The sequence below is a fragment of the Streptomyces sp. NBC_01012 genome (genome assembly GCF_045162755.1).
GTDB lineage: Bacteria > Actinomycetota > Actinomycetes > Streptomycetales > Streptomycetaceae > Streptomyces.
Genome location: NZ_CP108688.1, coordinates 4,264,903 through 4,290,855 on the forward strand (window position 1 = coordinate 4,264,903; position 25,953 = coordinate 4,290,855).

General features: G+C 67.8%; 21 protein-coding genes and 3 rRNA genes. 22 read left to right on the forward strand and 2 right to left on the reverse strand.

Going from position 1 to position 25,953, the window contains the following annotated elements; genetic code table 11:
• Positions 1–27 precede the first annotated feature (27 nt).
• The 4 genes from OG623_RS19280 to ilvD all read left to right on the forward strand — a co-directional run bounded on the left by OG623_RS19280 (position 28) and on the right by ilvD (position 4,887).
• Positions 28–852 (forward strand): sugar phosphate isomerase/epimerase family protein, encoded by an 825-nt coding sequence (locus OG623_RS19280; protein ID WP_406147985.1) that lies wholly within the window; start codon positions 28–30, stop codon positions 850–852.
• Positions 849–1,472 carry a TetR family transcriptional regulator gene (locus OG623_RS19285; RefSeq protein WP_406147986.1) on the forward strand — a complete coding sequence of 208 codons (624 nt, stop codon included), beginning with the start codon at positions 849–851 and terminating at the stop codon, positions 1,470–1,472. Before OG623_RS19280 ends, OG623_RS19285 begins: the two co-directional genes overlap by 4 nt.
• Before the next feature lie 272 nt (positions 1,473–1,744).
• Positions 1,745–2,935: a PQQ-binding-like beta-propeller repeat protein gene (locus OG623_RS19290; protein WP_406151912.1), complete on the forward strand. Its 1,191-nt coding sequence runs from the start codon at positions 1,745–1,747 to the stop codon at positions 2,933–2,935.
• A 101-nt stretch (positions 2,936–3,036) separates the two neighbouring features.
• On the forward strand, positions 3,037–4,887 hold the full coding sequence (gene ilvD / locus OG623_RS19295; RefSeq protein ID WP_406147988.1) for a dihydroxy-acid dehydratase: 1,851 nt from the start codon (positions 3,037–3,039) through the stop codon (positions 4,885–4,887).
• A 43-nt stretch (positions 4,888–4,930) separates the two neighbouring features.
• Here the strand turns inward: ilvD and OG623_RS19300 are convergent, their stop codons facing one another.
• Complete coding sequence (locus OG623_RS19300) at positions 4,931–7,162, reverse strand: serine/threonine-protein kinase (RefSeq protein WP_406147989.1); 2,232 nt, start codon at positions 7,160–7,162, stop codon at positions 4,931–4,933.
• Positions 7,163–7,286: 124 nt separating this feature from the next.
• On the opposite strand from OG623_RS19300, the gene OG623_RS19305 reads away from it, so the two are divergent.
• The 6 genes from OG623_RS19305 (at position 7,287) to proC (ending at position 11,526) form a co-directional block, all read left to right on the forward strand.
• Entirely contained in the window at positions 7,287–7,637 is a 351-nt protein-coding gene (locus OG623_RS19305) for an SH3 domain-containing protein (protein WP_406147990.1), read from the forward strand.
• Between the two features lie 34 nt (positions 7,638–7,671).
• Positions 7,672–8,217: a hypothetical protein gene (locus OG623_RS19310; RefSeq protein ID WP_406147991.1), complete on the forward strand. Its 546-nt coding sequence runs from the start codon at positions 7,672–7,674 to the stop codon at positions 8,215–8,217.
• A gap of 51 nt (positions 8,218–8,268) precedes the next feature.
• Complete coding sequence (locus tag OG623_RS19315; protein ID WP_406147992.1) at positions 8,269–9,039, forward strand: class I SAM-dependent methyltransferase; 771 nt, start codon at positions 8,269–8,271, stop codon at positions 9,037–9,039.
• 64 nt (positions 9,040–9,103) lie between these two features.
• Complete coding sequence (locus OG623_RS19320) at positions 9,104–9,898, forward strand: ABC transporter ATP-binding protein (RefSeq protein WP_406147993.1); 795 nt, start codon at positions 9,104–9,106, stop codon at positions 9,896–9,898.
• Positions 9,895–10,653, forward strand: coding sequence for an ABC transporter permease (locus tag OG623_RS19325; protein ID WP_406147994.1), 759 nt, complete (start codon positions 9,895–9,897; stop codon positions 10,651–10,653). Before OG623_RS19320 ends, OG623_RS19325 begins: the two co-directional genes overlap by 4 nt.
• Before the next feature lie 63 nt (positions 10,654–10,716).
• On the forward strand, positions 10,717–11,526 hold the full coding sequence (proC, locus tag OG623_RS19330; protein ID WP_406147995.1) for a pyrroline-5-carboxylate reductase: 810 nt from the start codon (positions 10,717–10,719) through the stop codon (positions 11,524–11,526).
• A 10-nt stretch (positions 11,527–11,536) separates the two neighbouring features.
• On the opposite strand, the gene OG623_RS19335 is transcribed toward proC, so the two are convergent.
• The gene (locus OG623_RS19335; protein WP_406147996.1) at positions 11,537–12,124 is read right to left on the reverse strand and encodes a cysteine hydrolase family protein; all 588 of its coding nucleotides are present in this window, start codon (positions 12,122–12,124) and stop codon (positions 11,537–11,539) included.
• A gap of 74 nt (positions 12,125–12,198) precedes the next feature.
• Here OG623_RS19335 and OG623_RS19340 point away from each other — a divergent pair, with 74 nt between their 5' ends.
• The 12 genes from OG623_RS19340 to OG623_RS19395 all read left to right on the forward strand — a co-directional run bounded on the left by OG623_RS19340 (position 12,199) and on the right by OG623_RS19395 (position 25,915).
• Positions 12,199–13,191 (forward strand): GlxA family transcriptional regulator, encoded by a 993-nt coding sequence (locus tag OG623_RS19340; protein ID WP_406147998.1) that lies wholly within the window; start codon positions 12,199–12,201, stop codon positions 13,189–13,191.
• 668 nt (positions 13,192–13,859) lie between these two features.
• Positions 13,860–15,385 (forward strand): 16S ribosomal RNA (locus OG623_RS19345).
• A 296-nt stretch (positions 15,386–15,681) separates the two neighbouring features.
• A 23S ribosomal RNA gene (locus OG623_RS19350) occupies positions 15,682–18,805 on the forward strand.
• A 79-nt stretch (positions 18,806–18,884) separates the two neighbouring features.
• Positions 18,885–19,001 (forward strand): 5S ribosomal RNA (gene rrf, locus OG623_RS19355).
• Together the 16S, 23S and 5S rRNA genes form the textbook arrangement of a ribosomal RNA operon.
• A 72-nt stretch (positions 19,002–19,073) precedes the next feature.
• Complete coding sequence (locus tag OG623_RS19360; protein WP_406147999.1) at positions 19,074–19,721, forward strand: HAD family hydrolase; 648 nt, start codon at positions 19,074–19,076, stop codon at positions 19,719–19,721.
• Positions 19,722–19,763: 42 nt separating this feature from the next.
• A complete protein-coding gene (locus OG623_RS19365) occupies positions 19,764–20,969 on the forward strand; it encodes an MFS transporter (RefSeq protein ID WP_406148000.1) in 1,206 nt (401 codons plus the stop codon).
• Positions 20,938–22,113, forward strand: a complete 1,176-nt coding sequence (locus OG623_RS19370) for an acetoin utilization protein AcuC (RefSeq protein WP_406148001.1) — start codon at positions 20,938–20,940, stop codon at positions 22,111–22,113. Before OG623_RS19365 ends, OG623_RS19370 begins: the two co-directional genes overlap by 32 nt.
• A gap of 100 nt (positions 22,114–22,213) precedes the next feature.
• On the forward strand, positions 22,214–23,029 hold the full coding sequence (locus OG623_RS19375; RefSeq protein ID WP_406148002.1) for a phosphatase: 816 nt from the start codon (positions 22,214–22,216) through the stop codon (positions 23,027–23,029).
• 128 nt (positions 23,030–23,157) lie between these two features.
• Entirely contained in the window at positions 23,158–23,370 is a 213-nt protein-coding gene (locus OG623_RS19380) for a helix-turn-helix domain-containing protein (protein ID WP_014046653.1), read from the forward strand.
• Between the two features lie 110 nt (positions 23,371–23,480).
• Complete coding sequence (locus OG623_RS19385; RefSeq protein WP_003948845.1) at positions 23,481–23,579, forward strand: 30S ribosomal protein bS22; 99 nt, start codon at positions 23,481–23,483, stop codon at positions 23,577–23,579.
• A 181-nt stretch (positions 23,580–23,760) separates the two neighbouring features.
• Positions 23,761–24,831: an NAD-dependent epimerase/dehydratase family protein gene (locus tag OG623_RS19390; RefSeq protein WP_406151914.1), complete on the forward strand. Its 1,071-nt coding sequence runs from the start codon at positions 23,761–23,763 to the stop codon at positions 24,829–24,831.
• A gap of 16 nt (positions 24,832–24,847) precedes the next feature.
• Entirely contained in the window at positions 24,848–25,915 is a 1,068-nt protein-coding gene (locus tag OG623_RS19395) for a lysophospholipid acyltransferase family protein (protein WP_406148003.1), read from the forward strand.
• Positions 25,916–25,953: the final 38 nt, after the last annotated feature.

Below are 25,953 nucleotides of genomic sequence, written 5' to 3' on the forward strand. Positions count from 1 at the left end.
GCCCACGGCTGCCCGTACCCTGGCCGGGTGGCAGAACCAGTGGTGCGCATCCCGGATGCGAAGGTCGCCCTGTCGACGGCTTCCGTCTATCCGGAGTCGACGGCGACGGCCTTCGAGATCGCCGCGCGCCTGGGCTACGACGGTGTCGAGGTCATGGTCTGGACCGACCCCGTCAGCCAGGACGTCGAGGCGCTGCGGCGGCTTTCGGACTACCACCAGGTGCCGATCCTGGCCGTTCACGCGCCCTGTCTGCTGATCACCCAGCGGGTCTGGTCCACCGACCCGTGGGTGAAGCTCCAGCGGGCCAGGGCAGCGGCGGAGAAGCTCGGCGCATCGGCGGTGGTCGTCCACCCGCCCTTCCGGTGGCAGCGCAACTACGCCCGCGAGTTCGTCTCCGGCATCTGGCGCATGGCGGACGAGACCGATGTGCGTTTCGCGGTGGAGAACATGTACCCGTGGCGCTACCGGGACCGCGAGATGCTCGCGTACGCCCCCGCCTGGGACGTCAGCAACGACGACTACCGGCACTTCACCGTGGACCTCTCGCACACCGCGACCGCGCGCACCGACGGCCTGGCCATGGTGGACCGGATGGGCGACCGGCTCGCCCATGTCCACCTCGCCGACGGCAAGGGATCGGGCAAGGACGAGCACCTGGTGCCCGGCCGGGGCGACCAGCCCTGCGCGGAACTCCTGGAGCGGCTGGCCCGTACGGGCTTCGACGGGCATGTGGTCATCGAGGTCAACACCCGCCGTGCCATGTCATCGGCCGAACGCGAGGCCGATCTCGCCGAGGCGCTCGCCTTCACCCGGCTCCATCTGGCGTCGTCGGCGCGGGCGCCCCGCAGGTGACCCCCGGCGCCGATGGCCCGCCCCCGCGGCGCAGGGGCCGCCCTTCGCGTACGGCAGGCGCCACGGGCCCCGATGCCAGGGCCCGGATCCTTGAGGCGGCCCGCACGGAGTTCGCCGAACGTGGTTACGACAAGACGTCGGTCAGGGGCATCGCCAGGGCGGCGGAGGTCGACGCGGCCCTGGTCCACCACTACTTCGGTACGAAGGACGAGGTCTTCGCCGCGGCCATCGAGCTCTCCTTCGAGCCGGCGCTGATCCTCCCGCAGGTGCTCGGCGGGCCCGTGGAGGACCTGGGCGAACGGCTGGCCCGGTATTTCATCGGCGTATGGGAGAACCCGGTGTCCCGGGCGCCGCTGCTGGCGATACTCCGCTCGGCCCTCACGCACGAGGCAGCGGCGAAGGTGCTGCGCGGCTTCGTGCTGCGGCGGCTGCTGGAGCGGATCGCGGCCGAGCTCGATGTGCCCGACCCGACCTTCCGCGCCGAACTGGCGGCCGCGCACATGGTCGGTATCGCGATCCTGCGCTACGTCGTCAGGGCGGAGCCGCTGGCGTCCACGGACCCCGAGCGGATCATCGCGATGGTGGCCCCGACGCTCCAGCGCTACCTGGCCGAAGGGTGACCGAAAAGGTGCCCCGGGGCGGCCGGTGACCCCGGTCCCGCCTGTGTGACGGCTGTGCCGGTGGCATCACAACGATGTCGCGAGTCGGTATCGGCACCGGACCTGGCCGGATCCTGATGGTTGGCTGTGCCGGATCATGCAGGCCGGACGTATGCCGGGAACGACGGGTGGGGGAGACGACCATGAGCGTGACCAGCAAGGGTGAGCACAGACAGGACGGTCCGCCTCGGGGCGGCGGGAGCGCCGGTGTGCCGCGCAGGCGACTGCTGCGGATGGCCGGTGCGGGCCTCGGTCTGGTGCTCACCGGGGCGTTCACCACCGCGTGCGGACCTGAGGACGAGGACGCCTCGGGCGGCGCGGGGGACCCGAAGCCCAGCGGCAGCGGCAAGGGCGGCGCGGACGCGTTCGAGACGCCGCCCGCCGGGACCGCCCCGTCCGCCCTGTGGCAGCAGCAGACCGCGGTGGGCACCCTCGGCAACCACGAGGTGCTGGCCGTCGTGGGGAACGTCGTGCTGGTCGCGGGCGACCCCCTGGTGGGCCGGGACATCGCCACCGGCAAGAAGCTGTGGTCGCTGAAGGACGCCGCCCAGCCGGGCGCGCGGCTGATCATGGGCGGGGACACGCTCTACTTGGCCAGCGGTACCTACGACGGCGATGTCGTGGGCCTCGACCCGGCCACGGGCAAGGAGACCTGGCGCAGCCACCTGGAGGGGGACTACGCCCAGCCGCGGCCCGTCGGCGCCGACAGCGAACGCGTGTACGTGATCGCGGGCATCCTGGAGAAGGACCTCAGCTCCCGGACGAACGTGATCGCCGCCATCGACGTCCGTACGGGCAAGGCCGTCTGGAGCGAGAAGCGGGACACCGGGACCGACGAGTCCGGCCTCACCTCGGCGGTGAGCGGTGAGCACCTCGTCTACACCGACCTCCGCAAGAACCTGACCGTCCGCGACACCACGACCGGACGGCAGCGGTGGACGAAGAAGATCAGCAGGGCGAACTTCGAGAGGATCGCCGTCCACGACGGTGCGGTGATCGTCTCCGACGGCCGGAACCTGCGCGCCTTCGCCCTGGAGGACGGCACCGAGCGCTGGACGCTGCCGACCGAGAAGTTCGACACGTTCAACGGGCCGACCGTCATCGACGGCGTGCTCTACGCCTCGGACAGCGCCCACTCCCTGTGGGCCGTCGACGCCGGCACGGGCAAGCAGCGGTGGCACAACACCGAGGCCCTGCGCGAGGTCTCGGTCCCGCTGCAGTTCGCGAAGGTGGGTGACACCCTGTACGGCGCGACGGAGTTCGACAGGAACGGCGGCGTCCAGGCCTTCGACGCGAGTGACGGAAAGCTCCGCTGGACCTTCAACGACGGCACGGGCGAGCTGCCGCAGTGGTACGTGGTCTCCAGCGGCAAGCGGCTGGCGGCGCTGCACGCCAAACGCCTGATCGCGCTTCCGGCAGTCTGAGACGCGGGCACCGGGTCCCGCATTTCGGACACGGTGTCCAGATCTTGGCATGGGAGGCGTACGCTCGAAGACAGTCTTTTATGTCGAAGGAGCGAGAGACGATGCCCCAGCTGAGGTCCCGCACTGTCACCCACGGCCGCAACATGGCGGGCGCCCGCGCCCTTATGCGGGCGTCCGGCGTAGCCAGCGAGGACATCGGCAAGCCGATCATCGCGGTGGCCAACTCGTTCACCGAGTTCGTCCCGGGCCACACCCACCTCGCACCCGTCGGCCGGATCGTCTCCGAGGCGATCCAGGCGGCGGGCGCCGTGCCCCGCGAGTTCAACACCATCGCGGTGGACGACGGCATCGCCATGGGACACAACGGCATGCTCTACAGCCTGCCCTCCCGCGACCTCATCGCGGACAGCGTCGAGTACATGGTCGAGGCCCACTGCGCCGACGCACTGATCTGCATCTCCAACTGCGACAAGATCACCCCCGGCATGCTGATGGCCGCGATGCGCCTCAACATCCCCACGGTGTTCGTCTCGGGCGGTCCGATGGAGGCCGGCAAGGCCACCCTCGTCGACGGCACGGTCCGCAAGCTCGACCTGGTCAACGCGATCAGCGACGCGGTCGACGAGAGCATCTCCGACGAGGACATCCTCCGCATCGAGGAGAACGCCTGCCCGACCTGCGGCAGCTGCTCCGGCATGTTCACGGCCAACTCGATGAACTGCCTGACCGAGGTCCTCGGCCTCTCCCTCCCGGGCAACGGCTCGGTGCTCGCCACGCACACCGCCCGTAAGGCGCTGTACGAGGACGCCGGCCGCACGATCGTCGACATCACCAAGCGCTACTACGAGCAGGACGACGAGACCGTCCTGCCGAGGTCGATCGGCACCCGCGCCGCGTTCGACAACGCCATGGCGCTCGACATCGCCATGGGCGGCTCGACCAACACGATCCTGCACCTGCTCGCCGCGGCGGAGGAGGCCGAGCTGGCCTACGGCCTCGACGACATCAACGAGGTCTCGCGCCGCGTGCCCTGTCTGTCGAAGGTCGCTCCCAACGTCGCCCCCGGCGGTACGTACTACATGGAGGACGTCCACCGGGCGGGCGGCATCCCCGCCCTCCTGGGCGAGCTGCACCGCGGCGGTCTGCTCAACGAGGACGTGCACTCGGTCCACTCCGACACCCTCGCCGAGTGGCTGAAGAACTGGGACATCCGCGGCGGCTCCCCGTCGCCCGAGGCCGTCGAGCTCTGGCACGCGGCCCCCGGCTGTGTCCGCAGCGCCACCGCCTTCTCGCAGTCCGAGCGCTGGGACACCCTCGACCTGGACGCGGCCGGCGGCTGCATCCGCGACGTGGAGCACGCGTACTCCAAGGACGGCGGCCTGGCCGTCCTCAAGGGCAACATCGCCGTGGACGGCTGCGTCGTGAAGACGGCGGGCGTGGACGAGTCGATCTGGACCTTCGAGGGACCGGCCGTCGTCTGCGAGTCGCAGGAGGACGCCGTCGACAAGATCCTCCGCAAGGAGATCACGCACGGCGACGTCGTCGTCATCCGTTACGAGGGCCCGCGCGGCGGTCCCGGCATGCAGGAGATGCTCTACCCGACGTCCTTCCTGAAGGGCCGGGGTCTCGGCAAGACCTGTGCGCTCGTCACCGACGGCCGCTTCTCCGGAGGCACATCGGGCCTGTCCATCGGCCACGCGTCGCCCGAGGCGGCGTCCGGCGGCGCGATCGCACTGGTCGAGGACGGGGACCGGATCCGGATCGACATCCCGAACCGTTCGATCGAGCTGCTCGTCCCGGACGCGGAGCTCGCCACCCGCCGCGAGGCACTGAACGGTGTGTACGCGCCGAAGAACCGCGACCGCAAGGTCTCGGCTGCCCTGCGCGCCTACGCGGCGATGGCCACGAGCGCCGACCGCGGCGCCGTCCGCGACGTCTCCAAGCTCGGCTGACCGCCCGCAGCGGTCCCGCCCGGCCCCGACCCCGTCCCTGGTCTCACCAGTGGGCGGGGTCGTCCGCGTCCACGGCGAAGACGGACCCGTCCGGCGCGGTGCCGACGACGCTCCGGCCCAGCACGACGGGGGAGGGCAGCGACGACGCATGGCTGAGCTTCCCCGCCCTCAGCCGGGGACGGGTCTGGCCGACGAGCGTCCCGTGCTCGGTGTCGACGGCGAGCAGCCGCCCGTCGGAGGCCGAGAAGTACAGCCGGCCGCCCGCGCCGACGACCGGCGCCGAGGTCGTGCTGACGGCCGTCTCCAGCCGCCACCGCTCGGCCCGCTCGGCCCCCGGACGGACGTCGAGAGCGAGCAGCGTTCCGCCGCGCTCCAGGAGCAGGGCGGTGCCCGCGTGCACCACGATCTCGGGGCTGTCCATCCGGAACGGCAGCGCGATGCGGGTCGTGCTCCGCAGCACCGGGTCGTAGCGGACGAGCCCGGTGGTCTGCGCCTTGTCGTTCATCGAGGTCAGCAGGAGCGCACCGGCCGATGTCCCGGCGGGGGTGAGCATCCCGTCCAGCCTGCGCTGCCAGGCGGTCTTGCCGGTCCTCGCCTCGACGGCGGTGACCAGGGTGGAGGTCCCCTGCGCGGAGCTCTCGTAGGCGTACGCGAGCCCGGTCCCCGCCTCGTACAGCGCGTATCCGGGACTCTGATGGCCCGGGACTGCGCGCCGCCAGCGCGATGCGCCGGTCGCCGCGTCGAGGCCCTGGAGCGTCCCGTCCTGGCGGGCCGTCAGCAGGGTGTCGCCCGCGGGGAAGGGGATGTCGCGGTAGTCGGAGAGACCCTTGTGCCAGAGCTCCTTGCCGTCGGCGGGGGAGTACGCCCGTATCGTCTCGCCGGCCACGACGGTGTACGCCGCGTCCCCGTTCGCCGCGCCCACCGGGCCGGGCCCTCCGGAGCCGTTCGCCGTTGTGTCCTTCGCCGTTGTGTCCTTCGCGCCCTCTGTCTCCTCTGTGTTCTTGTGCGACCAGACCGGGCGGCCGTCCGACGGGTCCAGCCGGGCCGCGCCGAAACCGTCGGAGACGCAGTACAGCGCCGGTCCCTTGCCGGTCGTCCCCGGGACGCACGACGGTGTCGAGCCGCCCTGCGAGAGCAACGACGTCCGCCACGGCACGAACGCCGCCGCATCCGCCTTCCCCGTGCCGGCCCGCGCCTCCGGATCCGGCGCCCCGCCACCGCCCCGGCCCTGGGCCGCCCAGATCCCTCCGGCCACCAGCACCGCCACCGCGAAGGCGGCGACCGCGAGCCTGCGCCTGCCCTTCACGGGCGCCGGCCCGGACGGCAGCCCGTCACCGGCCCGCACATGCGTCGTCCCGTCGTCCGCGCCCTCTGCCCCGTCGCTCGCCGCCTCCACGGATTCGGCGGCGGCCGGCTTGCGCTGGACGGGTATGAAGGCGTTCGCCTCGTACGACGGAGGATGCAGCGCGGCCATGATCTCGTCCGGGGTGGGGCGCTCCTCGGGATCCTTGGCGAGGCAGCGCCCGACCAGGGGCGCGAGATCCGCAGGCACCCCGGCCAGGTCGGCCTCGTCGTGCACCACCTGGTAGGCCACGAGGTACGGGCTGTCCGAGTCGAAGGGCCCCCGCCCCGTCGCCGCGTGCACCAGCACCGCCCCGAGCGCGAACACGTCCGCGGCGGGACCCACCTCGCGGGGCCGCTGGAACTGCTCGGGTGCCATGTAGGGCGGCGAGCCGATCAGCTTGCCCGTCTCCGTGCGGAGATCGCTGTCGTACGGCCGGGAGATGCCGAAGTCGATGACCTTGGGCCCGGAGTCCGGCAGCAGCACATTGCTCGGCTTGAGATCACGGTGGATGACACCGGCGCGATGGATGTCGCGCAGCGCCTCGGCGAGCCCCGCGGTGAGCCTGCGCAGTGCCGCGGGGCTCATCGGCCCGTTCCGCTTCACCTGCGCGGCGAGCGTCGGGCCCGGCACGTAGAGGGTGGCCATCCAGGGCAGCACCGCCCCCGGATCGGCGTCCACGACCGGCGCGGTGAACGCCCCGCTGACCCGTCGGGCCGCCGCGACCTCCTGCCGGAAACGCGCCCTGAACTCCGGATCCGCCGCGTGCTGGCGGTGCACCACCTTGACCGCGAGCTGTAGCCCCGACGCGGAGCGCGCCAGGTGTACGACACCCATGCCGCCGGCTCCGAGACATGCCTCGAGCCGGTACTGCCCGGCGTATTCAGGATGCTCCGCTTCCGGATATGACCCGGTCCCTCGCAGCGGCGGCATCGCCCACCCCCGTGTTGTTCGTGCGCAAGCGCGACGCACGGAGCCTAGTCGATGGTGCGTGCGAGAAGGGTGGGGCTTGTTAGCCTGCGCGTCGTACGCATCGCTTTCAACGGGGGAGGCCCTCATGGGTGTTGAAGAGAACACGGCAGACAGAGCCGGCACGGACGCCGCGAACGCCACGGCCACCGAGGAGTCCGCGGTACAGGAGGCGACGGTCGCCGCTGCCGCGGTGGTCTACCCGATCGCTCCCGGCTACCGCGTCAACGTCCGCAGGGGACCCGGCACGCAGTACGGGATCGTCCGGACACTGCCGTACGGGATGAGCGTCCCGGTGCACTGCCAGAAGCCGGGGGAGCGGGTGTCGGGTCCGTACGGCACCTCGAACATCTGGAACAACATCGCCAACGGACAGTTCGTGTCGGACACCTATGTCCTCACGGGCAGTGACGGCTACATCGCCCCGCGCTGCGACTGACGTAACCGGCACACGGCCGGGGATAATCGATTCCGTGAGCGAGAACAGCGAAGCCCCCGGAACGCCATCGGCCACGCCTTCGGGCGGCACCGCACCAGGGCCGCAGCCCGAATCCCTCCGCTTCTTCGGTACGACCTGGGTCGACCACGACGGCGGGTACGGGCTGCGGCGCGCCGGTGCCACCATCGGCTCGCTCGCCGCGGCCGTCGCCGCGTGCTTCATCCTGCGCTTCGCCTACCAGGGACTGGAGATCGCCGAGGTCGGAAGCCTCGTCGGCATGCTCGTCGTGCTGATGTTCGCGATCTGCAGCGCCATCGCCTTCCGCAAGACCTGGGAGGGCTTCGTCCGCCGCCCCGTCGACCCGTCCCAGGACGACAGGCTGCGCGGCCTCAAGTCGATCGGCTTCGTCGGCTCGCTGCTCGCCTACTTCTTCCGCTCGTTCCAGGAGGCACCGGGCGAGAAGCTGCGGCGCACGGAGTACGAGACGGCGCTCGCGCAGTACGCGAAGCGCCGCTCCTCCAGGACCGGCAATCCGGCGGCCCGCAAGAGCGCCAAGGGAAAGCGTTCAGGGCGCAGGTAAATCCGGCGCATTCCATGTCCGCGTGCGCCGGGGCGCGTGCACCATGAAGTCATGCCGACCTCCACGCCTCGCGCCCTTTCGTTCGACAGCGTCGCCGCCCAGTACGCCGCCGCGCGCCCCGGATACCCGCCCGCCCTGCTGGACACCGTCGAGACACTCTCCGGCCGCCCGCTGAAAGGCGCCCGCACCATGGACGTCGGCGCGGGAACGGGGATCGCCACCGGACTGCTGAACGCCCGCGGCGCCCTGGTCACCGCCGTCGAACCAGGCCCCGGAATGGCGGCCGAACTGCGCCGCTCGCTGCCGTCCGTCCCCGTGGTCCGGGGCGACGGCAACCACCTCCCGCTGGCCACCGCGTCCGCCGACCTGATCACCTACGCCCAGTCCTGGCACTGGACCGACCCCACCCTCGCCCTTCCTGAGGCACGGCGCGTCCTTCGTCCCGGTGGTGCGCTGGCGCTGTGGTGGAACGTCTCCGACCACGCGGTCGACTGGATCGCCGACCAGGACGTCCGACTGCGCCGGTACTTCGGCGCGGAGGAGAGCGCCCACGGCACACCGGGCGTCACCGGTCCGCGGAACCTCGACCTGCTGCCCGGCGACGCCTTCGAGCGACGCCTGGTGCCGTGGTCCCGTACGGTGCCGGTCGACACCCATATCGCCAACCTCGCCAGCCACTCCGCCTTCCTCGTGCTGGGCGAGGCCGGAGCGGAGCCCACCGCCCGGTTCCTGGACGAGGAGCGGGAACACCTCGCCGCGGTGTTCCCCGACGGCATGGTCGAGGAGCACTACGTGGTCGAACTCGCCGTGCTGATCCGCTGACCGAAAGCCCCGAAGAGGCCGCGTCCCTTGACGTGGCCTCTTCGGCAGGACCAATATTCATCACATGATGAATTCTCTGCGTACTACGAGCGCGAGGGCCGTCGAGGCACGCGCCCTCACCGTCGTACGAGGAGACCGCACCGTCCTGCGCGGCCTCGACTTCACCGTCGAACCGGGCAGGATCACCGGCCTTCTCGGCCCGTCGGGCTGCGGCAAGTCCACTCTCATGCGGGCCGTCGTCGGCACCCAGGCCAAGGTCACGGGCACGCTCGACGTCCTCGACCACCCCGCGGGGCACCCCTCCCTGCGGGCCCGCGTCGGCTACGTCACCCAGGCGCCGTCCGTCTACTCGGACCTCACCGTGCGGCAGAATCTGGACTACTTCGCGGCTGTGCTCCAGCCGGGCCGCGCCCACCGTGACTCCCGGCAGGAAGCCGTCACCCGCGCCATCGGTGACGTCGACCTCACCAGCCGAGCCGACGCCCTCGCCGGCACCCTCTCGGGCGGCCAGCTCAGCCGCGTCTCCCTCGCCGTCGCCCTGCTCGGCACCCCCGAGCTCCTGGTCCTGGACGAACCGACCGTCGGCCTCGACCCCGTGCTGCGCCGCGACCTCTGGGACCTCTTCCACGCCCTCGCCGCAGACCGGGGCACCACGCTCCTCGTCTCCTCCCATGTGATGGACGAGGCCGAACGCTGCCATCGGCTGCTGCTCATGCGCGAGGGCGAGATCCTCGCCGACGACACCCCCGACGCCCTCCGCACCCGTACCGGCTCCGCCACCGTCGAGGACGCCTTCCTCCACCTCGTGGACCAGGTAGCCGAGGCCGAGGCAGCCGCCCGCCAGGAGACGACCCGATGAGCACCGACGCCCGCGCACTCTCCCCGGCCAGGACCCTCGCCACCGCAGGACGCGTCCTGCGCCAACTGCGCCACGACCCCCGCACCATCGCGCTCCTGCTGCTCGTCCCGCTCCTGATGATCACGCTCCTGCGCTACGTCTTCGACGCGTCCCCGGAGACCTTCGACTCCATCGGGGCCTCGCTGCTCGGCATCTTCCCGCTGATCACGATGTTCCTGGTGACCTCGATCGCCACCCTCCGCGAACGCACGTCGGGCACCCTCGAACGCCTCCTCGCCATGCCGCTCGGCAAGGGCGACCTCATCGCCGGATACGCACTGGCCTTCGGCGCGGTCGCCGTCGCCCAGTCGCTCCTGGCCACCGCGATGTCCGTCTGGGTCCTCGGCCTCGACGTCGTCGGATCCCCCTGGCTGCTGCTCCTGGTCGCCCTGCTCGACGCGCTCCTCGGCACGGCACTCGGCCTGTTCGTCTCGGCCTTCGCCGCCTCGGAGTTCCAGGCCGTCCAGTTCATGCCCGCCGTGATCTTCCCGCAGCTGCTGCTGTGCGGACTGTTCACACCGCGCGACCGGATGCACCCGGTCCTCGAAGGCATCTCCGACGTGCTGCCGATGTCGTACGCCGTCGACGGGATGAACCAGGTCCTCACCCACACCGACATCACCGGCCAGTTCTACCGGGACGTCCTGATCGTCGCCGGCTGCGCCCTGCTCGTCCTCTGCCTGGGCGCCGTCACCCTCCGCCGCCGCACCGCCTGACGGCGCGGTGCGAGGATGGCGACCGACGACGCACAGCGCACCGCCATCCGGAGGATGAACCGCATGCCCCAGACAGTCGCAGTCCTCGGTACGGGAAAGATCGGTGAGGCCCTGCTCAGCGGCATGATCAGGGCCGGCTGGCCGGCCGGCGACCTGCTGGTGACCACCCGCCGCCCGGACCGCGCCGAGAAGCTCCGCACCCGCTACGGCGTCGAGGCCGTCACCAACGCCGAGGCCGCCAAGAGCGCCGACATCCTCATCCTCGCGGTCAAGCCCCAGGACATGGGCACGCTCCTCGACGAGCTCGCCCCGCACGTCGCCTCCGACCGCCTCGTCATCAGCGCCGCCGCCGGCATCACGACCGGGTTCATCGAGGAGAGCCTCACCGCGGGCACCCCGGTCGTACGCGTCATGCCGAACACCCCCGTCCTGGTGGACGAGGGCATGTCCGTCATCTCCGCGGGCAGCCACGCCACGGCCGAGCACCTCGACCACGCCGAGGCGATCTTCGGCAGCGTCGGCAAGACGCTCCGGGTCCCCGAGTCCCAGCAGGACGCGGCCACCGCGCTCTCCGGCTCGGGACCGGCGTACTTCTACTTCCTCGTCGAGGCCATGACCGACGCCGGCATCCTGCTCGGCCTGCCCCGTGCCCAGGCCCACGACCTGATCGTCCAGGCCGCCATCGGCGCCGCGGTCATGCTCCGGGACAGCGGCGAACACCCGGTCAAGCTCCGCGAGGCCGTCACCAGCCCGGCCGGCACCACCATCAGCGCCATCCGCGAGCTGGAGAACCACGGCGTACGGGCCGCCCTCATCGCGGCGCTCGAAGCCGCCCGCGACCGCAGCCGCGAGCTGGCCAGGGGCAACGGCTGACCCGCGGCCTCTACTCCGTGGCCGCGGCCACCAGTTCCCCGGTACGCACCACGCTCGCGAAGCCACCGCCGTGCAGGGTCACGGCGGTGGCCCGCGACAACTCCTCCGCGCGCAGCGTCCACCCCCAAGGACCCACCTGGTCGAAGGTGTACGTCGCATCGAGGGCGAAGAACACCTCGTAGCCGAGATTGCCGCCCATGCGCGCCGTCGTCTCCGCGCACATATTGGTCTGGATTCCCGCCACCACGATCTGCCGCACCCCCGACTCCCGCAGCCAGGCGTCGAGATCGGGTGTGCCGTAGAAAGCGGAGTTCACCGACTTCGTGAGGAACAGTTCGGGGCCCGCGCCCTTTCCTCGCCGCTCCTCGACGTACTCCTTGAACGCGTTGCCCGTATGTCCCACCCGCAGCGGTGAGTCCGACCGCGTCGAGGCATGCCGTACGAACACGACGGGCCGGCCACCGGCCTGCCAGACGTCGATCAGCGCCGCGATGTTCCGATGGGCCTCCGGATTGTTCCGCCGGCCCCAGTACTCCACCTCCTCGAAGCCCTGCTGCACATCGACGACCACCAGCGTCGCGTTCTCCACGATCTCCATACGCACCACTGTCCTCCCGGCTACGGCTGGATCCCAGAGGCCGGAAAGTCATCGATCGATGCTTTACTGCCATCATGACCGTCCCGCCGAACCGCCCCGCCCGTATCGCCCTGGTCGCCTTCCCCGGGATCCGCGCCTTCGACGTCTCGGTCATCACGGAGGTCTGGGGCGTGGACCGCACGGACCGCGGCGTGCCCGCCTTCGAGCTGCGGCGCGTGGCGAGCCGGCTGGATCCCGTCCACCTCCGGGGCGGCCTGTCCCTCACCCCGGACCGCACGCTGGCCTGGTTCCCCCGCGCGGACCTGATCGTGGTCCCCGGGCTCGACGACCACCTGACGCCCGCGCCCGAACCGGTACTCGCCGCCCTGCGCCGCGCCCATATACGGGGCACCCCGCTGGCGGCACTCTGCGGCGGGGCGTTCACCCTCGCCCAGGCCGGACTCCTCGACGGCCGCAGGGCCGTCACCCACTGGAACCTCACCGAGCTGCTCAAGGCACAGCACCCGCGGGTGGACGTGCAGCGCGAGGCCCTCTTCCTGCACGAGGACAACATCTGGACCTCGGCAGGGACCGCGGCAGGCATCGACCTCTGTCTGCATCTGGTGCGTACGGCGCACGGGGCGGAGGCGGCAGCGACGATCGCGCGTTCGATGGTCACGGCTCCCTTCCGCACCGGTGGCCAGGCGCAGTTCATCGAGCACCCCACACCGCGGGCGGACCGCGACGCGGACGCACTCGCGCAGGCCCGCGCCCATGCGCTCACCCACCTGGCGGATCCCCACACCGTGACCGACCTGGCCGAGCGTGCCGGCATGTCCGCCCGCACGTTCGCCCGCCGTTTCCGGGCCACCACCGGTACGACGCCGATGCGCTGGCTGATCATCCAGCGCATCGCAGCAGCCCAGAAGCTCCTGGAGAGAACCGACTTGGCCGTCCCCGAGGTGGCCAGGCGTGCGGGGTTCGGCAGCGAGATCACGATGCGCCAGCACTTCACGACGCACCTGGGCACCAGCCCGCGCGACTACAGGCTGGCCTTCCACGACAGGGACGCACCTGGCGGGGCTTGACACGTCCCACCCGCGTCCGTAGTGTGCTCCGAGTTGTCCGACGTGAGTGCCGACCTCGGCCGGTCCCCGGACAACCATTCCGCAGTAACCACTCGAAACGAGCGACATCTGTCGCGCGATTTTGCGTGCACACGTGCGAAATGAGGAATCAGCGTTCGAAGGCGACCCGATTAGCGTCGGGGCCAGGGATTCCGCTAAAGTCTCACTCGTCGGAACGGCCCAAGGGCCGGGATGACAAACCCCGCTGACTGGGAATCAGGCCCGAAAGGATCTGATAGAGTCGGACTCGCCGGAAAGGGAAACGCGAAAGTGAAGAACTGGAAAGCGAATCAAGCAGTAACCCGCAGGATCCCGCTTCGGCCGGGAATCGGACACGAAAGAGTCTGATAGAGTCGGAAACGCAAGAACACGAAGGGAAGCGCCCGGAGGGGCCCGGTGAAACGGGACCGAAGGAAGCGTCCGTTCCTTGAGAACTCAACAGCGTGCCAAAAGTCAACGCCAGATATGTTGATACCCCGGCCTGCTTCGGCAGGTTGGTGGTTCCTTTGAAAAGTCCTACCGGTCCTTCGGGTCGGGTAGGCAACAACAGCGAGGACGCTGTGAACGACTGGTCTTATTCCGACTTGGTTGTTCCGCTCTCGTGTTGTGATCCCGATTACGGGAAAACATTCACGGAGAGTTTGATCCTGGCTCAGGACGAACGCTGGCGGCGTGCTTAACACATGCAAGTCGAACGATGAAGCCTTTCGGGGTGGATTAGTGGCGAACGGGTGAGTAACACGTGGGCAATCTGCCCTTCACTCTGGGACAAGCCCTGGAAACGGGGTCTAATACCGGATAACACTCTGTCCCGCATGGGACGGGGTTAAAAGCTCCGGCGGTGAAGGATGAGCCCGCGGCCTATCAGCTTGTTGGTGGGGTGATGGCCTACCAAGGCGACGACGGGTAGCCGGCCTGAGAGGGCGACCGGCCACACTGGGACTGAGACACGGCCCAGACTCCTACGGGAGGCAGCAGTGGGGAATATTGCACAATGGGCGAAAGCCTGATGCAGCGACGCCGCGTGAGGGATGACGGCCTTCGGGTTGTAAACCTCTTTCAGCAGGGAAGAAGCGAAAGTGACGGTACCTGCAGAAGAAGCGCCGGCTAACTACGTGCCAGCAGCCGCGGTAATACGTAGGGCGCAAGCGTTGTCCGGAATTATTGGGCGTAAAGAGCTCGTAGGCGGCTTGTCACGTCGGATGTGAAAGCCCGGGGCTTAACCCCGGGTCTGCATTCGATACGGGCTAGCTAGAGTGTGGTAGGGGAGATCGGAATTCCTGGTGTAGCGGTGAAATGCGCAGATATCAGGAGGAACACCGGTGGCGAAGGCGGATCTCTGGGCCATTACTGACGCTGAGGAGCGAAAGCGTGGGGAGCGAACAGGATTAGATACCCTGGTAGTCCACGCCGTAAACGTTGGGAACTAGGTGTTGGCGACATTCCACGTCGTCGGTGCCGCAGCTAACGCATTAAGTTCCCCGCCTGGGGAGTACGGCCGCAAGGCTAAAACTCAAAGGAATTGACGGGGGCCCGCACAAGCAGCGGAGCATGTGGCTTAATTCGACGCAACGCGAAGAACCTTACCAAGGCTTGACATATACCGGAAAGCATCAGAGATGGTGCCCCCCTTGTGGTCGGTATACAGGTGGTGCATGGCTGTCGTCAGCTCGTGTCGTGAGATGTTGGGTTAAGTCCCGCAACGAGCGCAACCCTTGTTCTGTGTTGCCAGCATGCCTTTCGGGGTGATGGGGACTCACAGGAGACTGCCGGGGTCAACTCGGAGGAAGGTGGGGACGACGTCAAGTCATCATGCCCCTTATGTCTTGGGCTGCACACGTGCTACAATGGCCGGTACAATGAGCTGCGATGCCGTGAGGCGGAGCGAATCTCAAAAAGCCGGTCTCAGTTCGGATTGGGGTCTGCAACTCGACCCCATGAAGTCGGAGTTGCTAGTAATCGCAGATCAGCATTGCTGCGGTGAATACGTTCCCGGGCCTTGTACACACCGCCCGTCACGTCACGAAAGTCGGTAACACCCGAAGCCGGTGGCCCAACCCCTTGTGGGAGGGAGCTGTCGAAGGTGGGACTGGCGATTGGGACGAAGTCGTAACAAGGTAGCCGTACCGGAAGGTGCGGCTGGATCACCTCCTTTCTAAGGAGCATCTAGGTTCCTTTCGGGGAATCCAGAGACCATTTCGTCGGCAAATGTTCGACGGTGGTTGCTCATGGGTGGAACGTTGACTATTCGGCGCGGTGAGCTTGTTGTGTGAGTACTGCTTCGGCGTGGAAAGCGGAACAAGTTGATCGGGTCGGGCACGCTGTTGGGTATCTGAAGGTATGGCCGTAAGGCTGCCTTTGGTTGCCGGCCCCAGTGAACTCGCCTGTAAGGGTGGGGTGGTGGGTGGCTGGTCGTTGTTTGAGAACTGCACAGTGGACGCGAGCATCTGTGGCCAAGTTTTTAAGGGCGCACGGTGGATGCCTTGGCACCAGGAACCGATGAAGGACGTGGGAGGCCACGATAGTCCCCGGGGAGCTGTCAACCAAGCTTTGATCCGGGGGTTTCCGAATGGGGAAACCCGGCAGTCGTCATGGGCTGTCACCCGCTGCTGAACACATAGGCAGTGTGGAGGGAACGAGGGGAAGTGAAACATCTCAGTACCCTCAGGAAGAGAAAACAACCGTGATTCCGGGAGTAGTGGCGAGCGAAACTGGATGAGGCCAAACCGTATGCGTGTGATACCCGGCAGGGGTTGCGCATGCGGGGTTGTGGGATCTCTTTTTCATAGTCTGCCGGCTGTGAGACGAGTCAGAAACCGTTGATGTAGGCGAAGGACATGCGAAAGGTCCGGCGTAGAGGGTAAGACCCCCGTAGCTGAAACATTGACGGCTCGTTTGAGAGACACCCAAGTAGCACGGGGCCCGAGAAATCCCGTGTGAATCTGGCGGGACCACCCGCTAAGCCTAAATATTCCCTGGTGACCGATAGCGGATAGTACCGTGAGGGAATGGTGAAAAGTACCGCGGGAGCGGAGTGAAATAGTACCTGAAACCGTGTGCCTACAAGCCGTGGGAGCGTCGCTGGCAGCACTTGTGTTGTCAGTCGTGACTGCGTGCCTTTTGAAGAATGAGCCTGCGAGTTAGCGGTGTGTAGCGAGGTTAACCCGTGTGGGGAAGCCGTAGCGAAAGCGAGTCCGAATAGGGCGTTTGAGTTGCACGCTCTAGACCCGAAGCGGAGTGATCTAGCCATGGGCAGGTTGAAGCGGAGGTAAGACTTCGTGGAGGACCGAACCCACCAGGGTTGAAAACCTGGGGGATGACCTGTGGTTAGGGGTGAAAGGCCAATCAAACTCCGTGATAGCTGGTTCTCCCCGAAATGCATTTAGGTGCAGCGTCGTGTGTTTCTTGCCGGAGGTAGAGCACTGGATAGGCGATGGGCCCTACCGGGTTACTGACCTTAGCCAAACTCCGAATGCCGGTAAGTGAGAGCGCGGCAGTGAGACTGTGGGGGATAAGCTCCATGGTCGAGAGGGAAACAGCCCAGAGCATCGACTAAGGCCCCTAAGCGTACGCTAAGTGGGAAAGGATGTGGAGTCGCAGAGACAACCAGGAGGTTGGCTTAGAAGCAGCCATCCTTGAAAGAGTGCGTAATAGCTCACTGGTCAAGTGATTCCGCGCCGACAATGTAGCGGGGCTCAAGCGTACCGCCGAAGTCGTGTCATTCCAGCACATACTCCTAACGGGGGCTGGGATGGGTAGGGGAGCGTCGTGTGCCGGGTGAAGCAGCCGTGGAAGCGAGTTGTGGACGGTTCACGAGTGAGAATGCAGGCATGAGTAGCGATACACACGTGAGAAACGTGTGCGCCGATTGACTAAGGGTTCCTGGGTCAAGCTGATCTGCCCAGGGTAAGTCGGGACCTAAGGCGAGGCCGACAGGCGTAGTCGATGGACAACCGGTTGATATTCCGGTACCCGCTTTGAAACGCCCAGTACTGAATCAGGCGATGCTAAGTCCGTGAAGCCGGCCTGATCTCTTCGGAGTTGAGGGTAGTGGTGGAGCCGATGAACCAGACTTGTAGTAGGTAAGCGATGGGGTGACGCAGGAAGGTAGTCCAGCCCGGGCGGTGGTTGTCCCGGGGTAAGGGTGTAGGCCGTGTGGTAGGTAAATCCGTCACACGTTAAGGCTGAGACCTGATGCCGAGCCGATTGTGGTGAAGTGGATGATCCTATGCTGTCGAGAAAAGCCTCTAGCGAGTTTCATGGCGGCCCGTACCCTAAACCGACTCAGGTAGTCAGGTAGAGAATACCGAGGCGTTCGGGTGAACTATGGTTAAGGAACTCGGCAAAATGCCCCCGTAACTTCGGGAGAAGGGGGCCATTTCTGGTGATCCGATTTACTCGGTGAGCTGGGGGTGGCCGCAGAGACCAGCGAGAAGCGACTGTTTACTAAAAACACAGGTCCGTGCGAAGCCGTAAGGCGATGTATACGGACTGACGCCTGCCCGGTGCTGGAACGTTAAGGGGACCGGTTAGTGCACTTTCGGGTGTGCGAAGCTGAGAACTTAAGCGCCAGTAAACGGCGGTGGTAACTATAACCATCCTAAGGTAGCGAAATTCCTTGTCGGGTAAGTTCCGACCTGCACGAATGGCGTAACGACTTCTCGACTGTCTCAACCATAGGCCCGGTGAAATTGCACTACGAGTAAAGATGCTCGTTTCGCGCAGCAGGACGGAAAGACCCCGGGACCTTTACTATAGTTTGATATTGGTGTTCGGTTCGGCTTGTGTAGGATAGGTGGGAGACTTTGAAGCGGCCACGCCAGTGGTTGTGGAGTCGTCGTTGAAATACCACTCTGGTCGTGCTGGATGTCTAACCTGGGTCCGTGATCCGGATCAGGGACAGTGTCTGATGGGTAGTTTAACTGGGGCGGTTGCCTCCTAAAGAGTAACGGAGGCGCCCAAAGGTTCCCTCAGCCTGGTTGGCAATCAGGTGTTGAGTGTAAGTGCACAAGGGAGCTTGACTGTGAGACCGACGGGTCGAGCAGGGACGAAAGTCGGGACTAGTGATCCGGCAGTGGCTTGTGGAAGCGCTGTCGCTCAACGGATAAAAGGTACCCCGGGGATAACAGGCTGATCTTCCCCAAGAGTCCATATCGACGGGATGGTTTGGCACCTCGATGTCGGCTCGTCGCATCCTGGGGCTGGAGTCGGTCCCAAGGGTTGGGCTGTTCGCCCATTAAAGCGGTACGCGAGCTGGGTTTAGAACGTCGTGAGACAGTTCGGTCCCTATCCGCTGTGCGCGTAGGAATATTGAGAAGGGCTGTCCCTAGTACGAGAGGACCGGGACGGACGAACCTCTGGTGTGCCAGTTGTTCTGCCAAGGGCATGGCTGGTTGGCTACGTTCGGAAAGGATAACCGCTGAAAGCATCTAAGCGGGAAGCCTGCTTCGAGATGAGTGTTCCCACCACCTTGAGTGGTTAAGGCTCCCAGTAGACGACTGGGTTGATAGGCCAGATGTGGAAGCCCGGTAACGGGTGGAGCTGACTGGTACTAATAGGCCGAGGGCTTGTCCTCAGTTGCTCGCGTCCACTGTGTTGGTTCTGAAATAACGAACGGCCGTGTTTTTGTCCGGTGTTGGTTAATTTCATAGTGTTTCGGTGGTCATTGCGTTAGGGAAACGCCCGGTTACATTCCGAACCCGGAAGCTAAGCCTTTCAGCGCCGATGGTACTGCAGGGGGGACCCTGTGGGAGAGTAGGACGCCGCCGAACTATTATTCCGGGAAAGCCCCGTGCCCTTGTGGCACGGGGCTTTTCTGCGTTCTGAGCGTCTAGGGTCGAACCATGCGCTACGAACTGGTCATCTTCGACAACGACGGCGTGCTCGTCGACAGTGAGCCGATCTCCAACACCGTCCTGGCCGGCTACCTCACGGAGCTCGGTCACCCCACCTCGTACGAGGAATCCCTCCGCGACTACATGGGGGCCGCCGTCCACCGGGTGCACGACCTGGTGGACGAGCGGACAAGCCAGAAGCTCCCCGCCGACTTCGACGAGGAGTTGCACCGCCGCACGCTCGCCGCCTTCGAAGCGGAGCAGCTGACCGCGGTGGAGGGAGTCCATGAACTGCTGGGCGAGCTCGTCGCCGACGGGGTGGCGTACTGCGTCGCCTCGTCGGGGAGCCACCAGAAGATCGCGGCCGGGCACCGGAAGGCCGGGCTCGACCAGTGGTTCGAGGAGGAGTGGGTCTTCAGCTCCGAGGACGTGGGGCGCGGGAAGCCGGCCCCGGACCTGTTCCTGCACGCCGCAGAACGGATGGGGGTCGCCCCCGACCGGTGCGTCGTGATCGAGGACAGCCCCCTCGGCGTCGAGGCGGCCCGTGCGGCCGGGATGGATGTGTACGGATTCACCTCGATGATTCCGGCGGACCGGCTCGTCGGAGCCACCGGGCACTTCTCCGACATGTCGCAGCTGCTGAAACTGCTCGCCTGATCGATCTACCCAGCGGTAGACCGGAGCTCTACGCTCGCGGCCATGACAGATGCGCGGTTGCGGTACGGCAGAGCCTCCCTGGCGCTCAGCTTCCTGGTGCAGGGCGTGACCTTTGCCCTGCTTGTGACGCGCATCCCCGCCATCCAGGACCGGTACGGGATATCCGACGGGCTCCTGCCCGCGTTCCTTGCCGCGGTGCCTGTCCTGGCGGGGGTCGCCAGTGTGGCCACGGAGAAGGTCGTCGCACGGGTGGGGCCCGGGAGCGTGCTCAGGTGGGCGCAGCCCGTGGTGCTGCTGGCCCTGCTCGGTGTGGGTGCCGGCAGCGAGGTCTGGCAGGTGGCCCTCGCGCTGGGGGCGTTCGGGCTCGGGGTCGGGGCGCTGGACGCCTCGATGAACATGCTGGGCGTCAGCCTCCAGCGGGCGTACGGGCGCAGCATCATGCTCGGGTTCCACGCCGCGTACAGCCTGGGCGGTATCGCCGGGGCGTCGATGGCCTGGGCGGGTGCGCACTGGGATCTGTCGCTGCTGGTGTCGTATCTGCCGGTGGTGGTCGTCCTGTTGCCCGCCGCGCTGATCGGCAGTCGGTGGTACACGGAGGGGAGGACCGGCCAGGACCCGGCGGGGGCGAAGGAGCCCGGACGATTCCCGTCCGTGTCGTTCAGGCTGTTGCTGCCGCTGTGCCTGGTGATGGCGTTCGCGTACATCGGGGATTCGACGGTCTCCAACTGGAGCGCGAAGTATCTGCAGGACGTGCTCGGGAGTTCGGAGCAGCTGGCGACGGTTCCGTACAACGTCTACATGGTGACGACGCTGCTGGGGCGGGCCGTCGGGGACCTCGGGGTGCGGCGGTTCGGGGCGGTGGCCGTGGTGCGGGGCGGCAGTGTGCTGGCGGCTGTCGGGTTCGGGGTGGTGGCGGTGGCTCCCGGTGCCTGGTGGGGGATGCTCGGCTTCACGCTGCTGGGGCTCGGGCTCTGTGTGATCGTGCCGCAGACGTTCGCCGCGGCGGGGCGGATGTTCCCCGGGGCGAGCGATGTGGCGGTGGCCCGGCTGAATGTCTTCAACTACGTGGGTTTCCTCGTCGGCTCGCCGCTCGTGGGGGCGCTCGGGGACGCCTGGAGCTACCGGGGCGCGATGCTGGTGCCGATGGTGCTGGTCCTCGCGACGCTCGTGTACGCCCGCTCGTTCGGCTCGGGCCCCGCCCGATACGGTGGCGGGCATGAGCGGGCGAGCGCGGCTGATGTGGGATGAGGCAGTGACGGAGTACGACTTCGGGGCCGACCACCCCATGGATCCGGTCAGACTCGCTCTGACGATGGGCCTGGTGCGGGCGTTCGGGCTCGACGCGTCGGTGGATGTCAGGGCGGCCAGGTCCGCCGGGGACTCCACGCTGCGGCTCGTGCACCGCGAGGACTATGTGGAGGCCGTGAGGGCGGCGTCCGTGGATCCGAGGGCCGCCGACCAGGCGTACGGGATCGGGACGGTCGACGATCCGGCCTTCGGGGGGATGCACGAGGCGTCCGCGCTGATCGCGGGGCTCTCGGTGGGGGCTGCCGAGGCGGTGTGGCGCGGGGAGAGCACGCACGCCGTGAATTTCACGGGCGGGCTGCACCACGCGATGCCGGGGGCGGCCTCGGGCTTCTGTGTGTACAACGATCCGGCGCTCGCCATCGCCCGGCTGCTGGAGCTGGGCGCGGAGCGGGTGGCGTACGTCGATGTGGACGTCCACCACGGGGACGGGGTCCAGGCGGCGTTCTGGGAGGACCCCAGGGTGCTGACCGTGTCGCTGCACGAGCATCCGCGCACCCTGTTCCCGCAGACGGGCTGGCCGGAGGAGACCGGTGCTGCCGGGGCGGGTGAGGGCGGTGCGGTGAATGTGGCGCTGCCGGCGGGTACGGGCGACGCCGGGTGGCTGCGTGCGTTCCACGCGGTGGTTCCCGAGCTGCTGGCGGACTTCCGGCCGCAGGTGCTGGTGACCCAGCACGGCGCCGACACACATTTCGAGGACCCGCTGGCCCATCTCGCGGTGTCGCTGGACGCCCAGCGGGCCGTGATGGAGGCCTGCCACGATCTCGCGCACAGCTACGCCGATGACGGGCGCTGGGTGGCGCTGGGCGGGGGCGGTTACGCGGTGGTGGATGTGGTGCCGCGGTCCTGGACCCATCTCGTGGGGATCGCCGCGCATGCGCCGATCGACCCGGAGTCGGTCGTTCCGTCGTCGTGGCGGGACGAGGTCTTCGCGCGTACACGGCAGTTGGGGCCGGCCAGGATGACGGACGGCCGTACGCCGTCGTGGCAGTCGTGGGAGGACGGGTACGACCCGGCCGACCGGCTGGACCAGGCGGTGCTGGCGACCCGGCGGTCGGTGTTCCCGCTGCGGGGGCTGCTGGCCTGAGGGGGCCCATCGGCCCCTGGACGCACGGCCGTTACGCCAACGGTGGGGTCGTGACGGGGTTCCGGCACGCGGGCGCCCGTGGTGCGGGAGCATCGGGAAGGTGTTGAGCACAGGAGCGCTGCGCGCTCATCTGCTGGCGGCCAGGATCGCCGGGCCCGTGGCCACACCGCGGGAGACGAGTCTGCGGAGTTATCGGCTGTTCGCGGCGAGGGACCCCCGTGTGCTGCTGGGGCTCGATCCCGACCGGGTCTGGGGCGAGCGTGACCTGCTGCGGCTGATGGCCGACAAGTGCGGGGTCTCGGGCGATCCCGATCATGTGACGGGCCCGGACGTCATCGACCCGGAGCGGACGCTGACCGCGCTGGACGCGTTCGCCGAACGGCTCGCGGAGGCTGCCGGAAGACGGGCTCCGGTGCTGTTCGGCACCGGGCATCCGCACCGGCTGCTGGGGTTCTACGCCGGGCTGGCAGACGCTTTGTCGGCGGCGGGGTGCGCGGTGCTCACCCCCGCGCAGGGCCGATGTGTCGACATAACGACCCGGTTCGGCGTACGCACGTACAACCTCGACTACGTACAGGGCGTCGCTCTGGTGCGCGAACCGGGCGTGCGGGCTCCGGGGAGTGCCACCGGCGCACATACCCACTCGCCGCTCCCGGTTCGGGCCGTGCTGGAGGAGGCGGTGAACAGTCGCGGGGCGCTGCCCGAGCTGGTGGTCGGGGACCACGGATGGGTCTGCGGAGCAGGTCAGCTGGGCATCGAGGCCATCGGTCTGGCGGATACGGACGACCCCGCGCTGTTCGTCGGCGAGGCGGAGGGGCGGGTGTCCGTCGCCGTTCCGCTTGATGACGGCGTGCGTCCCGACTACTACCGTCCTCTTACTCGGTATGTACTCAATCGGGCGTGTCTGTCACAGTAGGCGGCCGATCGTCTCACCTCTTCCCCACTCGCATCACCCGCCCCTAATCTGGGGAGTGAGCGCACAACGACGAAGAGTCACCGGAGGGGAAGCCGGTGCGCGTCTCGTGCGGAAGGTACAGGTGGGTCATGGCTGCTGGCAGCGAGAGGCCTCTCAACGAGGTCAAGTTTCTGACCGTGGCGGAAGTCGCCTCGGTCATGAGGGTGTCGAAGATGACCGTGTACCGATTGGTGCACAGTGGTCATCTGCCGGCGATCAGGGTGGGAAGGTCCTTCCGGGTCCCGGAGCAAGCGGTTCACGAGTATCTCCGAGAGTCCTTCGTGGGGGTGGAGTCGGCCTGACGTCGCCCTCGGATTACGCCCCTCACCCGGTGGCGGGTAGGCTAGGCCGACGTAGGTCGTGTGGGCCCAGACGCCCCGCACCAGTGAAGAAGAAGTGAGCGAGGGTAGTCGTGGGCTCTGTTATCAAGAAGCGGCGTAAGCGGATGGCCAAGAAGAAGCACCGCAAGCTGCTCAAGCGCACGCGCGTTCAGCGTCGCAACAAGAAGTAGGCGAACGCAGTTCGTGAGTCCGAGGCCCTTTCGCCGTACCGGCGGGAGGGCCTCGGTGCATTCCTGTCGGGTGTTCCCGCGACCGGGCCCGCCCGGGGTCATCACAGGGCAACATCCAGCGACTACGGTGACGGCCAGGGGAAGACCCCGCTCGGTGAACGATCGACGGAAGGCGCTGATCTTGGGGAAGATCGTGCTCGTCACAGGTGCGGCCAGGCAGCTGGGAGGCCGTTTCGTGCGGCGCATCCAGCGGGACCCGGGTGTGGACCGGGTGATCGCCGTGGACGCGGTCGCGCCGGGACATCAGCTGGGCGACGCCACATTCGTCCAGGCGGACATCAGACAGTCGGCCATCGCCAGGGTCCTGGCGGAGCACTCCGTCGACACGGTCGTCCACCTGGGGGTGTCGGCGAAGGCGCTCGGCGCGGGCGGCCGGACGACGGTCAAGGAGACCAACGTCATCGGCACGATGCAGCTGCTCGGTGCCTGCCAGAAGTCCCCGACCGTCCAGCGGCTCGTGGTGAAGTCCAGCACGAATGTGTACGGCTCCGCCCCCCGGGACCCCGCCGTCTTCACCGAGACGACGCCCCCCAAGTCCCTGCCCAGCGGCGGCTTCGCCAAGGACGCGGTGGAGGTCGAGGGGTACGTACGCGGCTTCGCCCGCCGCAGGCCGGACGTGGCCGTGTGCGTGCTGAGGTTCGCGAACATCCTGGGACCCGAGCCGGATTCGCCGCTCGCCGACTATCTGTCGCTGCCGGTCCTGCCGACGGTCCTCGGGTACGACCCCCGGCTGCAGTTCGTCCATGAGGACGACGTCGTCGACGTACTGGAGATCGCCGCCCGCGAGGCCCGGCGATCCACGCTGAACAGCGGCACGTTCAACATCGCCGGTGACGGCGTGCTGCTGCTCTCGCAGTGCTCGCGCCGGCTGGGACGGCCGACCGTGCCGGTGCTGCTGCCGGCCGTGACCTGGGTCGGGTCGGCGCTCCGTACGATCGGTATGACGGACTTCTCACCGGAGCAGATCCGGCTGCTCACCCACGGCAGGGTGGTCTCCACCGTGCAGATGCGCGAGACGCTGGGCTTCCGGCCGAAGTTCACGACGGCCGAGACGTTCGCGGAGTTCGCGCGGAGCCGGGGACCGGGGCTGCTGCCGCCCGAGCGGGTGGGCTGGGCGGTCGGGCGGCTGGCGGAGCTGCCGCGCGGCGCCGGACCGTCCGGCAGGACACATTCGACGCACGGCGCCAGGTAGAGGAGCGCGACCGACGATGGCGGACGCCAAGGTCATTCCCTTCGACGACGACCGTTCGCGCTCAGGCGCGGGACGGCGCAGAGGCACGCTTCCGGGCACCGGCCGGGACCGTACGCCCGCGTCGGCCGGTCCTGCGCCCGTGAGCGCCCTGCCGGGCGGCCAGGTGCCGGAAGGGGCCGCAGAGGCCGCCGGCGCCGTCTCCGAGGGCGCCGGGGACGGCACCGGCGACCGGGCGGGCACCGGGAGCGGCTGGGACCGGCGGGTCGCGGGCGGGCTCGCGTTTCTGCGGCGCAGGCTCACGGGCGACTACGAGGTCGACGAGTTCGGCTACGACAAGGAACTCACCGACCAGGTCCTCATGTCGATGCTCCGGCCGCTCGCGGACAAGTACTTCCGCGTCGAGGTGAAGGGCATCGAGAACATCCCGTCCGACGGCGGGGCGCTCATCGTGGCCAACCACTCGGGGACGCTCCCGCTGGACGGGCTGATGCTCCAGGTCGCGGTGCACGACAACCACCCGGCCGAGCGGCATCTGCGGCTGCTCGCGGCCGATCTCGTCTTCATGCTCCCGGTGGTCAACGAGCTGGCGCGGAAGGCCGGGCACACGCTCGCGTGCGCGGAGGACGCGGAGCGGCTGCTCCAGGGCGGCGAGGTCGTCGGGGTGATGCCGGAGGGCTTCAAGGGCATCGGGAAGCCGTTCGGCGAGCGGTACAAGCTCCAGCGCTTCGGGCGGGGCGGCTTCGTGTCGACGGCGCTGCGGGCAGGGGTGCCGATCGTGCCGTGCTCGATCGTGGGCGCGGAGGAGATCTACCCGATGATCGGCAACTCGAAGACGCTGGCACGGATCCTCGGGGTGCCGTACTTCCCCATCACGCCGACCTTCCCGTGGCTCGGTCCGCTGGGGGCGCTCCCGCTGCCGACGAAGTGGACCATCCAGTTCGGGGAGCCCATCCCCACGGACGGATATCCGCCGGAGGCGGCCGAGGACCCGATGCTGATGTTCAACCTGACGGACCAGGTGCGGGAGCAGATCCAGCACACGCTGTACAAGCTGCTGGTCCAGCGCCGGTCGGTCTTCTTCTGACGGATGACGACCTGCGGGACTGACTGACGAAGGGGGCC